This is a genomic window from Pseudomonas sp. GX19020, assembly GCF_023371075.1.
Lineage (GTDB): Bacteria > Pseudomonadota > Alphaproteobacteria > Rhodobacterales > Rhodobacteraceae > Pseudogemmobacter.
Map to the genome: position 1 here is coordinate 142,923 of NZ_JAMCCR010000003.1, position 12,884 is coordinate 155,806.

Consider the following 12,884-nt stretch of genomic DNA (forward strand, 5'->3'; position numbering starts at 1 on the left):
GCATGGCGCTCTCACGAAATCGTCGCGATTCCAGTCTGATCTGGCCGGGTTTCGTCGATGCGGTGACGACGCTTCTGATGGTGCTGATGTTCGTTCTCACCATTTTCACCGTCATGCAATCGGTGCTCCAGGAACAGATCACCGTCCGCGACAGCGAACTTTCCTCGCTGAACCAGCAGGTTTCGGCACTGTCCGAGGCGCTCGGGATGGAGCGGCGGCGGGTGGGCGAATTGCAGGGCGAGGTCGGCGGTCTCCAGGCCTCATTGACCTCGGCCCTTGCGCAGGGCGAGCGGCAGGCAGGCGTGATCACCGGTCTGCGCGCCGATCTTGCGGCACGTGAGGGCGAGCTGGCTTCGGCAACGGCGCGGATCACCGATTTCGAGACCCAGGTCGCGGCCCTGATCGCCGCGAGAACGCTCGCCGAGACCAGGGCCACCGCCAGCGCGGCAGAGGCAGCGGAAGTGAAGGAAGACCATGCCCGGCTGACGACCGAAGCGGATGCGATGCGCCTTGCGCTGGCGACGGCGCGCAGCGAGGTTGATGCCGTGACAGAAGCTGCGCGTCTTGATGCGGCACGGCGCGCGGCGCTTGAGGCGATGCTGGCAGAGATGAGGGCGTCGGAGACGGCGGATAAGGCAGCGCTTGAGGCAGCAAAGATCGAGCTCGGCGAGAGGGAAGCCGCGGCGCTTGTCGATGCGGCGGCGCTTGCGGCCCTGCGTCAGCGGCTGGAAGGGGCACAGACCGAACTCACCGCGATGACGCTGGCGCTGGAAGCGGAACGCAAGCGGGCGGAAGAGACGCTGACCCTGCTCGCCGCCGCCCGGACTGCGGCTGCAAGCGGTGCGGCAGCGCAAAGCGAAAAAGAGGCGGTTCTGTCGGCGGCGCAGACGGCTTTGCTGGCGGAACAGGAAAAGGTCCTGAAAGCCGCGCAGGAAATGGAGCTGCTGAACCAGCAGCTTGCAGAGTTGCGCAGCCAGCTCGGCGCGCTTCGGGCGGTGTTGGATGATGCCGAAACCGCGCGGGAGGCGTCACAACTGCAGCTGGAATCGCTTGGCCAGGATCTGAATGCGGCGCTGGCTCAGGTCGCGGTCGAGCAGCGCGCCCGGGCCGAATTGGAAGCGGCAGAGCGTCTTCGGCTCGAAGCGGCGAACCAGGATCTGGAGCGCTTCCGCTCGGAATTCTTCGGCCAGCTTTCCACGCTTCTCTCGGACCGCGAGGGCGTCCGGGTGGTCGGCGACCGCTTTGTATTCTCATCCGAAGTGCTGTTCCGCCCCGGTTCGGCCGATCTGTCCCCGGAAGGCCGCAGCCAGATCGCCGGTGTGGTCGCGATCCTGAACGAGATCCGCCAGCAGATCCCCGACGGGATCGACTGGATCATCCGCGTTGACGGCCATACCGATAATGTGCCGCTTTCCGGCGGTGGGGCGTTCCGCGACAACTGGGAACTCAGCCAGGCGCGGGCTCTGTCGGTGGTGCGGTTCATGCAGACCGATCTCGGCTTTCCGCCAGACCATCTTGCGGCGGCGGGGTTTGGCGAATTCCGACCGGTGGTTCCCGGTGACAGCGAACAGGCGCGGGCGCAAAACCGGCGTATCGAGCTGAAACTGACCGAGCGCTGAAAAGGGTGCTGCAAAGGGGCAGACCCGTGGCCCTGGCCTTGCCCCTCGCTTCTGTGTGCCCCGGGGCCAGAGGCGGTCGGCCATGGCATCAGGGATCATTCGCAGCTTTGTCGCGATTTTGCGGCCGGTGGGAGAGAGCAGGCAGAACGGATCTTTCCGCCCTGATCCAGGGTGGCAGGAACGACAGGAAGTGCCCGTCTTTCAGATCCTCGCCGTTAAGGAAGAGCGGCAGGCAGGCAATGCCAGGGCCGCGCCGCGCGAGCGCACCAGTGGTTCAACTGTTGTCATGCGTATGCGTTCGCGCAGGACAGCTTACGCCTCTCTGGCTGAGCCACGCTGCTGTCCGATATCGGCCAGATCCCGCCTTGGAGCGAACCTGTCTTCATTCATCGGCACCGGGAGGGGGCCCCAGATCTCTCTGACCGATGGCCGTGTCGGGATCAGCATCAGTCCGATCCATCACCCGCAAACGCGGTCATCCTCATCGCTCATATACAACACTCCATCTGACTGGATACGATCACCCCGGGCAAGCAGATCCCCGGCCCGGGACAGGGCTTCTGCAACATCATGGAAGTTCGAACGCGAGGCTTCGGCGGCGAGATAGCGGTAGATGGCGGCATTGCGCGCCACCTCGGCAATGGCGCGGTCATGGTCGGCGCCGGCGCGATGTAGCTCGACCGGTACCCTGCCCTCCTCCAGGGCTTTGCGGATCTCGACATTGCTGGCGGCACGGGTGAGTACACCCCGGTCCAGCCTGAGCGTCGCCTCCAGGCGCAGCCCATGGCGCTCGGCCGCCTCGACCATGGCTTCACGGACGGCGTCGTAATTGAAATGATGATCTTTCCCGAGGAAGAACATCTCGCCGCCTTTGCTGCGGCGGTTCAACACGATATGGCAGACCGCACGAGTTTAGTGGGCCTCTGGCCGGGTTCTGAAACGCAGTTACGGAGATAGCAGAGGCGCTTGCTGTGCCGCAACATTCCGGCCAGGGCCTCGCGCCGACTGCGGCAGGCCAGGCGGGCGGTTCGTCCGGTGTTTCGGACGACAGGAATAAAGGCGCCGCGTGGCAGAGAGTCTGCCTGGTCAGACTGCGGGGGAGCGGCCCCGCATCGGGTGGCAGGTTCTCTCGCATCAAGGTTGCCGCCTGTTCTGGACGAAGCGCTTCACGTCATCAGGTATCCCGGAGAGTGCCGCCTGCGGTGAAAACAGCCCGTGAGGGAACAGATCCGCACGGATCCCGAAGGGGCGGCGCGCTCCGTTTCGCGAAGCGTACGGCGGGGCCGGTGTGCCAGACGAAAACCCCCGCCTGTGGCGGGGGTTTTTACGTCATTCGGCCGTCAGGAGCGGCGGTTTCGATCCGGTGATCCGGGGTTTGACCGGCTCCTGGATCTGCAGCTCAATGGCGCCGTCTTTCACAACCACTTTCACCACACCGCCTTTTTGCAGATCACCAAACAGCAGCTCTTCGGCCAGCGGCTTTTTGATATGCTCCTGGATCACGCGGCCCAGCGGGCGGGCGCCCATCTTGTCGTCATAGCCCTTATCGGCAAGCCATGCGGCAGCCTCGGAGGACAGTTCGATATGGACGCCGCGGTCGATAAGCTGCGCTTCCAGCTGGAGGACGAATTTCTCGACCACCTGCAGGATCACCTCTTTGGGCAGCGCGCCGAAGGCCACGACCGCATCGAGACGGTTGCGGAATTCGGGGGTGAAGGTGCGCTCCACCGCCGCCGTGTCTTCGCCGGTGCGCTTTTCGCGGCCAAAGCCGATGGCGGCCTTTGCCATGTCCGAGGCGCCGGCATTCGAGGTCATAATCAGGATCACATTGCGGAAATCGACTGCCCTGCCGTTATGGTCGGTCAGCTTGCCGTGATCCATCACCTGCAACAGGATGTTGAAGACATCCGGATGCGCCTTTTCGATCTCATCAAGCAGCAGCACGCAATGCGGATGCTGGTCGACGCCATCGGTCAGCATGCCGCCCTGGTCGAAACCGACATAGCCCGGAGGCGCGCCGATCAGGCGGGAGACGGCATGTTTCTCCATATATTCCGACATGTCGAAGCGCAGGAGTTCGACCCCCAGCGTATTCGCAAGCTGCTTTGCCACTTCGGTTTTGCCAACGCCGGTCGGACCGGTGAAGAGGTAATTGCCGATGGGTTTTTCAGGCTCGCGCAGACCGGCGCGGGCCAGCTTGATCGACGCCGAAAGCGCCTCAATCGCCTTGTCCTGGCCGAAGACCAGCCGCTTCAGCGTCTTTTCCATATCGCGCAGCACTTCTGCATCGTCTTTCGAGACGTTTTTCGGCGGGATACGGGCGATCTTGGCCACCACGGCTTCGATCTCTTTCGTCCCGATCTGCTTGCGGCGTTTCGATTCCGACACGAGATGCTGTGCTGCCCCGGCTTCATCGATCACGTCGATCGCAGAATCCGGCAGTTTGCGGTCGTTGATATAGCGATGCGCCAGCTCGACCGCGGTTTTGATCGCGTCGTTGGTATAGCGCAGGTCGTGATGCTCTTCGAAATGCGGCTTCAGCCCCATCAGGATCTTGATGGTGTCGGGAACCGAAGGCTCGTTCACGTCGATTTTCTGGAAGCGCCGCGACAGCGCGCGGTCTTTCTCGAAATGCTGACGGAACTCCTTATACGTTGTCGAGCCCATCGTCCGCAGTTTGCCGCCCTGCAAAGCAGGTTTCAGCAGGTTCGAGGCATCCATCGCGCCGCCCGAAGTCGCACCGGCGCCGATCACCGTATGGATCTCGTCGATGAAGAGGATCCCGTCGGGGTGATCTTCCATCTCTTTGACGACCGCCTTCAGGCGTTCCTCGAAATCGCCGCGATAGCGGGTGCCGGCCAGCAGCGCGCCCATATCGAGCGAGAAGATAGTGGCGCCCGAAAGCACTTCCGGCACCTCACCGCGCACGATTTTCCAGGCGAGTCCTTCAGCGATTGCGGTCTTACCCACGCCCGGGTCACCGACCAGCAGCGGGTTGTTCTTGCGGCGGCGGCACAGGACCTGGATCGCGCGCTCGACCTCGGCTTCGCGGCCGATCAGCGGATCGACCTCGCCCTTGCGCGCTTTGACGTTCAGATCGACGCAATATTTCGACAGCGCCGACTCTTTCGCCTCGCCAGCCTCGGCTTTCGGGGTTTCCTGCGGCTCATCGGCGCCCTGGATCGGGCGCGCCTCGCCGAAGGCGGGGTTCTTGGCCACGCCATGCGCGATGAAATTCACCGCATCATAACGGGTCATATCCTGTTCCTGCAGGAAATAAGCCGCGTTTGATTCACGTTCGGCAAAGATCGCGACCAGCACATTGGCGCCGGTCACTTCGGTGCGGCCCGAAGACTGCACATGGATCGCCGCGCGCTGGATCACGCGCTGGAAGGCGGCGGTCGGCACAGCTTCCGACCCTTCGACACTGGTGACCAGGGTCGAAAGATCCTCATCAACGAAATCGGTCAGCGTCTTGCGCAGCTCATCCAGATCGACCGAGCAGGCTTTCATCACCCGGGCGGCGTCGGGTTCATCAATCAGGGCCAGCAAAAGATGTTCAAGGGTTGCCAGTTCATGACGGCGGGCATTGGCCAGAGCCAGCGCACCATGAATGGCTTGTTCGAGCGTGGACGAGAATGACGGCACTGCCTGCTCCTGTTCCTCGGGGCCGGGGGGATTTTCAGGTCCTTTTCCGACCGTGGCCTCATATAGTTAAAGATCGGTTTTATTCAGCGTACTTCAAGCGCAATCTGATCCCCCCCGCGAATTCTGTCTTTGGATTGCAGGAATGTGATACCTCCCGCTGCAATCGGATCAGAACCTGTCCTTACGCGCCCGGATTTCGGCGAAAACCACGTCATCTGGGGCATCGGGCAGGCCCACCGCCTGTTTCAGCTGCGGCAGATGGGCGCGCAGAAACGGATTGGTGGCCAGCTCGTCGGAAAGGGTGGAGGGCATTGGCAGGCGACCTTCGCGGCGCAGCCCGGCCAGAGCTTCGATACGGGAGATAAGTGCGGAATTCTCTGGTTCAAGGGTCAGGGCAAAGCGCAGATTGCTGTCAAGATAATCATGCCCCGAGCCTACAAGCGTCTCGGGTGGCAAAGCCGCGAGTTTCGACAGGCTTTGCCACATCATGGGGGCTGTGCCTTCAAATATGCGGCCGCAGCCCGCGGCCATCAGCGTGTCTGCGGTGAAAACAAATCCCGAAACCGGGAAATGATAGCTGACATGGCCCAGAGTATGGCCGGGGGTTTCGATCACGACCGCCTCTTCACCGCCCAGCCGGATATGATCGCCTTCGGTCAGGGCGCGGTCGAGCGGCGGCAGGCGATGCACATCCTTTGCGGCGCCCAGCACCTTTGCGCCGGTGGCCGCGACAATGCCGGGCACGCCGTCGATATGGTCCCAGTCGTGATGGGTGAGAAGGATCTGACCAAGGGTCCAGCCGCGTTCCGCCAGCGCGGCCAGAACAGGGCCGGGCTCGGGGGCGTCGATCAATGCGGTGTCTCCGCTGGCGGCATCATGCAGCAGGAAGGCGAAATTGTCCTTGAGGCAGGGGATCGTTACCAGTTCGAGAGCCATAGCTTTTCCTTTTCCTGCCGTTAAGATGGGCGGCCTGTACCGCCCTGGGGCCAGTATCTGCTTCAGTTCACCTTTATCCGCCTCAGTTCACCAGAGGGAGCCAGCAACCGCAATGCACCTCGACGTGCAGGATCTGAGAGATTTCTATTACCGCACCCAGCTTGGGCGGGTGGCGCAGCGTGCGATCCGGGATCAGCTCGTGCGGATGTGGCCGGCAGGCGCCGGGCAGATGGCGGGGCAGACGGTTGCGGGCTTTGGCTTTGCGGTACCGCTGTTGCGCCCCTGGCTCGAAGAGGCGCGCCGGGTGATCGGGCTGATGCCGGGCCAGCAGGGCGTGATGCCCTGGCCTGCGGGAATGCCCAATGTCTCGGTCCTGTGCGAGGAATCCGCCTGGCCCATATCGACCGGGTTTGTCGACCGCCTCGTGCTGATGCATGGGCTGGAGACATCGGACCAGCCGCCATCGGTGCTGGAAGAGGCGCATCGCGTCCTTGGCCCTGGCGGGAGGGTGGTGTTTGTGGTGCCAAACCGTTCGGGTCTCTGGGCGCGGCGCGACGGGACGCCTTTTGGCTATGGTCGTCCCTATTCCGGCGCGCAGCTCGAGGCACAGCTGCGGCTGCATGGCTTCACGCCTGAACGCAGCGCGACCGTGCTGCATGCGCCACCAAGCCAGGCGCCCTTCTGGCTCAGGACCGCCGATCTGTGGGAACGGATGGGCCGCCGCCTGCCCTGGCTGTCCGGGGGGATCCTGATCGTCGAGGCGACCAAGCAGGTCTATGCCCCGACACGGGGCGGGCTGAAGGCAGTGGTGACGCGGCCTCTGAAGGTGCTGGAAGGGGTGCGGGGCGGGCCGCCGCCGGAGCCTGCGCTGAACAATATCACCACCGGCGGGATCTTAACCGGAAGGACAGTGACGGGCAGGATCCAGGCCGCTCCGACCGCCGTAAAACTGCCTGGCCGCGACTGAACGGGGCGCTGCGGCTGAAGGCTTTGCCGGTCACCTGCGGCGCCGCCTGGTGCCCCGGCTTTTGACCCGATATTTGCCACTGTCGGGCGCTGATGTGATTCTGCCCGAACGGGTGGGCGAATGGGCGGGAATGCGTCAATCAGGCGCAGTGACCCGCTACAAAGAGTCGCAGCCCTGCGCCCCGCGCCCGACTGGCGTGATATCGGGGCCGAAACCCTCACGAAAGCGCGACTGACAAGGTTGCGGGGCTGGTCATGCTCTGTTAATGACGCCCGCGACAGCGGATACAAAGGTCTCCCTTTGTCCATGGCGCACGCACGATGGCGACGCCGGTGGTCGGGCAGGGTGAGACCGGATAGATGGGAAGGACGACCGTGGCGGAATCAGCTTCGATCTCTCAGGGCATTGCCGCGCGATATGCCACCGCGCTTTTCGATCTGGCGAAAGAAGGGGGCGCGCTGAAAGCCGTTGAGGCCGATGCCGCAGCGCTGACCGACGCCCTTGCTGCAGCCCCGGATCTGGGCGCGATGATCGCCTCGCCGGTGGTAACGCGTGATGACCAGGCGAAAGCCATTGCAGTCGTCGCGCAGGCGATGAAGCTCAATGCGCTGACCGCGAATACGCTGGGTCTGATGGCCGACAAGCGCCGCCTCTTCGTGCTGCCGCAATTCCTGACCGTGCTGCGCGAGCGCATCGCGGAAGAAAAAGGCGAAGTGACCGCCGAAGTGACCTCGGCTGTGGCTCTGACCACCGAGCAGGTCACCAAGCTGACCGCCACGCTGAAAGCCAAGGTCGGCAAGACCGTCAAACTGAACGCAACCGTCGATGAAAGCCTCATCGGCGGTCTTATCGTCAAGCTGGGCTCGACCATGATCGATACGTCGGTCAAGTCGAAGCTCGCTTCCCTGCAGAATGCTATGAAAGAGGTTGGGTGATGGGAATTCAGGCTGCTGAGATCTCTGCGATCCTGAAAGAGCAGATCAAGAACTTTGGCAAAGACGCCGAAGTGACCGAAATCGGTCGCGTGCTGTCCGTCGGTGACGGTATCGCCCGCGTTCACGGGCTGGACAATATCCAGGCCGGCGAGATGGTCGAATTCCCCGGCGGCATCCGCGGCATGGCGCTGAACCTCGAAGTCGACAACGTTGGTGTCGTTATCTTCGGTTCCGACCAGGACATCAAAGAAGGCGATACCGTCAAGCGCACCAAGTCCATCGTGGACGTGCCGGCTGGTAACGCTCTGCTCGGCCGTGTCGTTGACGGTCTCGGCAACCCGATCGACGGTAAGGGCCCGATCGCGGCATCCGAGCGCCGCGTGGCCGACGTCAAAGCCCCGGGCATCATTCCGCGTAAATCGGTGCATGAGCCGATGGCGACCGGCCTCAAGGCGATCGACGCCATGATCCCGGTTGGCCGTGGCCAGCGCGAACTGATCATCGGCGACCGTCAGACCGGTAAAACCGCTGTGGCGCTCGACACCATTCTGAACCAGAAGTCCTATAACGAGGCTGCTGGCGACGACGAGTCGAAGAAGCTTTACTGCATCTATGTGGCTATCGGTCAGAAGCGTTCGACCGTGGCTCAGCTGGTGAAGAAACTCGAAGAGACCGGCGCGCTGGCTTACACCATCGTTGTGGCCGCAACCGCTTCGGACCCGGCACCGCTGCAATACCTGGCGCCCTATTCGGCGACCGCTATGGCAGAATTCTTCCGCGACAATGGCCGCCATGCCCTGATCATCTATGATGATCTCTCCAAGCAAGCTGTGGCTTACCGTCAGATGTCGCTCCTGCTGCGCCGCCCGCCGGGCCGCGAAGCATACCCGGGCGACGTGTTCTACCTGCACTCCCGCCTGCTGGAGCGTTCGTCGAAACTGAACGAAGATTTCGGTTCGGGCTCGCTGACCGCGCTGCCGGTCATTGAAACGCAAGGCGGCGACGTGTCGGCCTTCATCCCGACCAACGTGATCTCGATCACCGACGGCCAGATCTTCCTTGAGACCGAGCTCTTCTACCAGGGTATCCGTCCGGCCGTGAACACAGGTCTGTCGGTTTCCCGCGTGGGTTCGTCCGCTCAGACCAACTCGATGAAAACCGTGGCTGGCCCGGTGAAACTGTCGCTCGCTCAGTACCGCGAGATGGCGGCTTTCGCTCAGTTCGGTTCCGACCTCGACGCGTCGACCCAGCAGCTCCTGGCCCGCGGTGCGCGCCTGACCGAGCTGATGAAGCAGCCGCAATATTCGCCGCTGACCAATGCTGAAATCGTCGCCGTGATCTATGCGGGCACCGCCGGTTTCCTCGACAAGGTCGCCGTGAAAGACGTTGGTCGTTTCGAGGCTGGTCTGCTTGCTTACCTGCGCGGCCCGAAGAAAGAGATCCTCGACTGGCTGACCACGGCTGATCCGAAGATCAAAGGCGCAGACGAGACCAAGCTGAAAGACGCTATCGCGGCATTCGCCAAAGACTTCGCATAAGAGCCCTGAAGGAGAAGGCAGATGCCCAGCCTTAAGGACCTTAAAAACCGGATCAACAGCGTTAAGAACACGCGGAAGATCACCAAGGCGATGCAAATGGTCGCCGCTGCCAAACTGCGCCGTGCGCAGGAGGCAGCGGAAGCCGGTCGCCCCTATGCTGACCGGATGAGCGCGGTGATGACCTCGCTCGCCGCCGGCGTGGCCGGATCGGAAGGCGCCCCGCGCCTTCTGGCCGGCTCTGGCAAAGACCAGACCCACCTTCTGGTGGTGATGACGGCAGAGCGCGGGCTGTGCGGCGGGTTCAACTCGTCCATCGCCAAACTGGCGCGGACCCATGCCCAGGAGCTGACCGCTCAGGGCAAGACGGTGAAGATCCTCACCGTCGGCAAAAAAGGCCGCGAACAGCTGAAGCGCGACTGGGCCCATGCCTTTGTCGGCCATATCGACCTGTCGGATGTCAAACGCGTCGGCTATGCCAATGCGGCGGATATCGCGCGTCAGGCGACGGCCTATTTCGACAATGGCGAAGCCGATGTGGTCACGGTGTTCTTCTCGCGCTTCCAGTCGGTGATCAGCCAGATCCCGACCGCGCAGCAGATCATCCCGGCGAAATTCGAATCCGAGGCAGGGGCGGCATCGTCGCTCTATGATTACGAGCCTTCGGAAGAGACCATTCTCGCCGACCTGCTGCCGCGCAACATCGCGACCCAGATCTTCACCGCCCTCCTTGAAAACGGCGCCTCCGAGCAGGGCGCGCGGATGTCCGCAATGGACAACGCGACCCGCAACGCCGGCGACATGATCAACAAGCTGACCATCCAGTTCAACCGGAGCCGTCAGGCAGCGATCACCAAGGAACTTATCGAAATCATCTCGGGCGCTGAGGCGCTCTGACGAACCCGGAGTATTTGAACAATGGCAAAAGCACCGAAAGCTGCCGCCACGGGTAAGGTTACCCAGGTCATCGGCGCAGTTGTGGACGTTCAGTTCGAGGGCGCTCTGCCCGCCATTCTGAACGCAATCGAAACCGAGAATAACGGCAAACCGCTGGTTCTCGAAGTGGCTCAGCACCTTGGCGAGAACACCGTTCGCGCCGTGGCTATGGACGCGACCGAAGGTCTCGTGCGTGGCGCCCCGGTGAAAGACCTCGGCGCGCCGATCTCGGTTCCGGTCGGCAACGCGACGCTGGGCCGCATCCTGAACGTCATCGGCGAGCCGGTGGACGAAAAAGGCCCGGTCACCACCGAGGCCCGCCGCGCAATCCACGCGCCTGCCCCGGATTTCGCACAGCAATCGACCGCGACCGAGATCCTCGTGACCGGCATCAAGGTGATCGACCTGCTCGCACCTTACACCAAAGGCGGCAAGATCGGCCTCTTCGGCGGTGCAGGCGTGGGCAAAACCGTTCTGATCATGGAACTGATCAACAACATCGCGAAAGTGCACTCGGGTGTGTCCGTGTTCGCAGGCGTTGGCGAGCGGACCCGTGAAGGCAACGACCTTTACCACGAGATGATCGAATCGGGCGTTATCGTTCCGGACGATCTGGAAAAGTCGAAAATCGCCCTTGTTTACGGCCAGATGAACGAGCCTCCGGGCGCGCGTATGCGGATCGCTCTGTCGGGTCTGACCATCGCTGAGCAGTTCCGCGATGAGACCGGCGCAGACGTTCTGTTCTTCGTCGACAACATCTTCCGCTTCACGCAAGCCGGTTCGGAAGTGTCGGCTCTGCTCGGCCGTATCCCGTCGGCTGTGGGCTACCAGCCGACGCTGGCGACCGATATGGGCGCGATGCAGGAACGCATCACCTCGACCAAGAACGGCTCGATCACCTCGGTGCAGGCCGTCTACGTTCCGGCCGACGACCTTACCGACCCGGCACCTGCAACCTCGTTTGCCCACCTTGACGCGACCACGGTTCTTGACCGTTCGATCTCGGAAAAAGGCATCTACCCGGCTGTGGACCCGCTCGGCTCGACCTCGCGCCTGCTCGACCCGCTGGTCATCGGCGAAGAGCATTACAACGTCGCGACGAGCGTCCAGCGTGTTCTGCAGAAGTACAAGTCGCTGCAGGACATCATCGCCATCCTCGGCATGGACGAACTCAGCGAAGACGACAAGCTGACGGTGGCCCGCGCCCGTAAGATCGAGCGCTTCCTGTCGCAGCCCTTCGACGTGGCAAAGGTCTTCACCGGCGCCGACGGCAAGCAGGTTCCGCTGGAAGACACCATCGCTTCGTTCAAAGCGGTTGTGGCCGGCGAATATGACCACCTGCCGGAAGCGGCCTTCTACATGGTCGGCGGCATCGAAGAAGTGAAAGCCAAGGCTGCCAAACTCGCTGCGGCAGCGGCGTAAGGGGGCGACATGGCAGGCAATCTGCAATTCGACCTTGTAAGCCCCGAGCGGCGTCTCGCCTCGGTCCCGGCGACCGAAGTGCAGATCCCCGGCGCTGACGGCGATATGACGGCGATGGAGGGGCACAGCCCCACCATCACCACGCTGCGCCCCGGCATCCTGCGCGCGGTGACCTCGGAGGGCGTCAAGTCCTATATCGTCACCGGCGGCTTCGCGGATATCTCGCCCTCGGGCGTGACCGTGCTGGCGGAACGGGCAATCCCGGCGGAAGAAGCCAGCAGCACGATCCTTGACGAGATCCTCGCCGAGGCACGTTCGCTTGCCGATGCTGCGTTGCCTGAAGACAAGGCGCAGGCCGAGAAGAACGTCTCGGATGTGGCAGCCTTGCGCGACGCGGTGCAGAAGCACTAAGCACCCTGCTCTTCCGGAGCAGTGCAAAAAGACAGGAAAAGGCTCCTTCTGCGGAAGGAGCCTTTTCTTTTTCACCGGTTCTTTGCTTATAGTCCGGGCAGCTAATTCTACTTTCGGCAGATCATGCAACGCTTCAATACACCGATAGGGGTTCAACAGGGATCAAAGATCCTGTTCTCGGATTTTGCCGATGGCGGACGGATGTGGGTCGGCGAGGGAGAGCGGGACTCACGTCACCAAGTGACATTCACCGAGGCTTATCTGTCGCCTCCTGCCGTGATGATCGGCCTCTCGATGTGGGACATGGACAACCGCACCAATCTGCGCGCGCATATCGCAGCCGAAGAGGTGACAGAGACCGGCTTTCAGATCGTATTCCGCACCTGGGGGGACAGCCGTATCGCCAGGGTCAGAGCGGACTGGACCGCGATGGGCCAGATCCGGGATGATGAGCAATGGGACGTGGGCTAGCGCG

General features: G+C 62.6%; 11 protein-coding genes. 8 read left to right on the forward strand and 3 right to left on the reverse strand.

Going from position 1 to position 12,884, the window contains the following annotated elements; translation table 11 throughout:
- Positions 1 to 2 precede the first annotated feature (2 nt).
- Positions 3 to 1,619: a peptidoglycan -binding protein gene (locus M3484_RS07950; RefSeq protein WP_249496461.1), complete on the forward strand. Its 1,617-nt coding sequence runs from the start codon at positions 3 to 5 to the stop codon at positions 1,617 to 1,619.
- Positions 1,620 to 2,078: 459 nt separating this feature from the next.
- On the opposite strand, the gene M3484_RS07955 is transcribed toward M3484_RS07950, so the two are convergent.
- The 3 genes from M3484_RS07955 to gloB form a co-directional block, all read right to left on the reverse strand.
- Positions 2,079 to 2,507 (reverse strand): hypothetical protein, encoded by a 429-nt coding sequence (locus M3484_RS07955; protein WP_249496462.1) that lies wholly within the window; start codon positions 2,505 to 2,507, stop codon positions 2,079 to 2,081.
- Positions 2,508 to 2,948: 441 nt separating this feature from the next.
- Entirely contained in the window at positions 2,949 to 5,267 is a 2,319-nt protein-coding gene (gene clpA, locus M3484_RS07960) for an ATP-dependent Clp protease ATP-binding subunit ClpA (RefSeq protein ID WP_092895319.1), read from the reverse strand.
- 168 nt (positions 5,268 to 5,435) lie between these two features.
- The gene (gene gloB, locus M3484_RS07965) at positions 5,436 to 6,203 is read right to left on the reverse strand and encodes a hydroxyacylglutathione hydrolase (RefSeq protein WP_249496463.1); all 768 of its coding nucleotides are present in this window, start codon (positions 6,201 to 6,203) and stop codon (positions 5,436 to 5,438) included.
- Positions 6,204 to 6,315: 112 nt separating this feature from the next.
- Between gloB and M3484_RS07970 the strand changes: the two genes are divergently transcribed.
- From M3484_RS07970 to M3484_RS08000, 7 genes are all read left to right on the forward strand, one after another.
- On the forward strand, positions 6,316 to 7,170 hold the full coding sequence (locus M3484_RS07970; protein WP_249496464.1) for a methyltransferase domain-containing protein: 855 nt from the start codon (positions 6,316 to 6,318) through the stop codon (positions 7,168 to 7,170).
- A gap of 359 nt (positions 7,171 to 7,529) precedes the next feature.
- Positions 7,530 to 8,105 (forward strand): F0F1 ATP synthase subunit delta, encoded by a 576-nt coding sequence (locus M3484_RS07975; protein WP_249496465.1) that lies wholly within the window; start codon positions 7,530 to 7,532, stop codon positions 8,103 to 8,105.
- Positions 8,102 to 9,643 (forward strand): F0F1 ATP synthase subunit alpha, encoded by a 1,542-nt coding sequence (gene atpA / locus M3484_RS07980; RefSeq protein WP_502942439.1) that lies wholly within the window; start codon positions 8,102 to 8,104, stop codon positions 9,641 to 9,643. Before M3484_RS07975 ends, atpA begins: the two co-directional genes overlap by 4 nt.
- 21 nt (positions 9,644 to 9,664) lie before the next feature.
- Positions 9,665 to 10,537 (forward strand): F0F1 ATP synthase subunit gamma, encoded by an 873-nt coding sequence (locus M3484_RS07985; protein WP_092895325.1) that lies wholly within the window; start codon positions 9,665 to 9,667, stop codon positions 10,535 to 10,537.
- A gap of 21 nt (positions 10,538 to 10,558) precedes the next feature.
- Positions 10,559 to 11,998 carry a F0F1 ATP synthase subunit beta gene (atpD, locus tag M3484_RS07990; RefSeq protein ID WP_092895327.1) on the forward strand — a complete coding sequence of 480 codons (1,440 nt, stop codon included), beginning with the start codon at positions 10,559 to 10,561 and terminating at the stop codon, positions 11,996 to 11,998.
- 9 nt (positions 11,999 to 12,007) lie between these two features.
- Positions 12,008 to 12,409: a F0F1 ATP synthase subunit epsilon gene (locus M3484_RS07995; RefSeq protein ID WP_249496467.1), complete on the forward strand. Its 402-nt coding sequence runs from the start codon at positions 12,008 to 12,010 to the stop codon at positions 12,407 to 12,409.
- Between the two features lie 123 nt (positions 12,410 to 12,532).
- Positions 12,533 to 12,880 (forward strand): H-type lectin domain-containing protein, encoded by a 348-nt coding sequence (locus tag M3484_RS08000; protein WP_249496468.1) that lies wholly within the window; start codon positions 12,533 to 12,535, stop codon positions 12,878 to 12,880.
- Positions 12,881 to 12,884 lie beyond the last annotated feature (4 nt).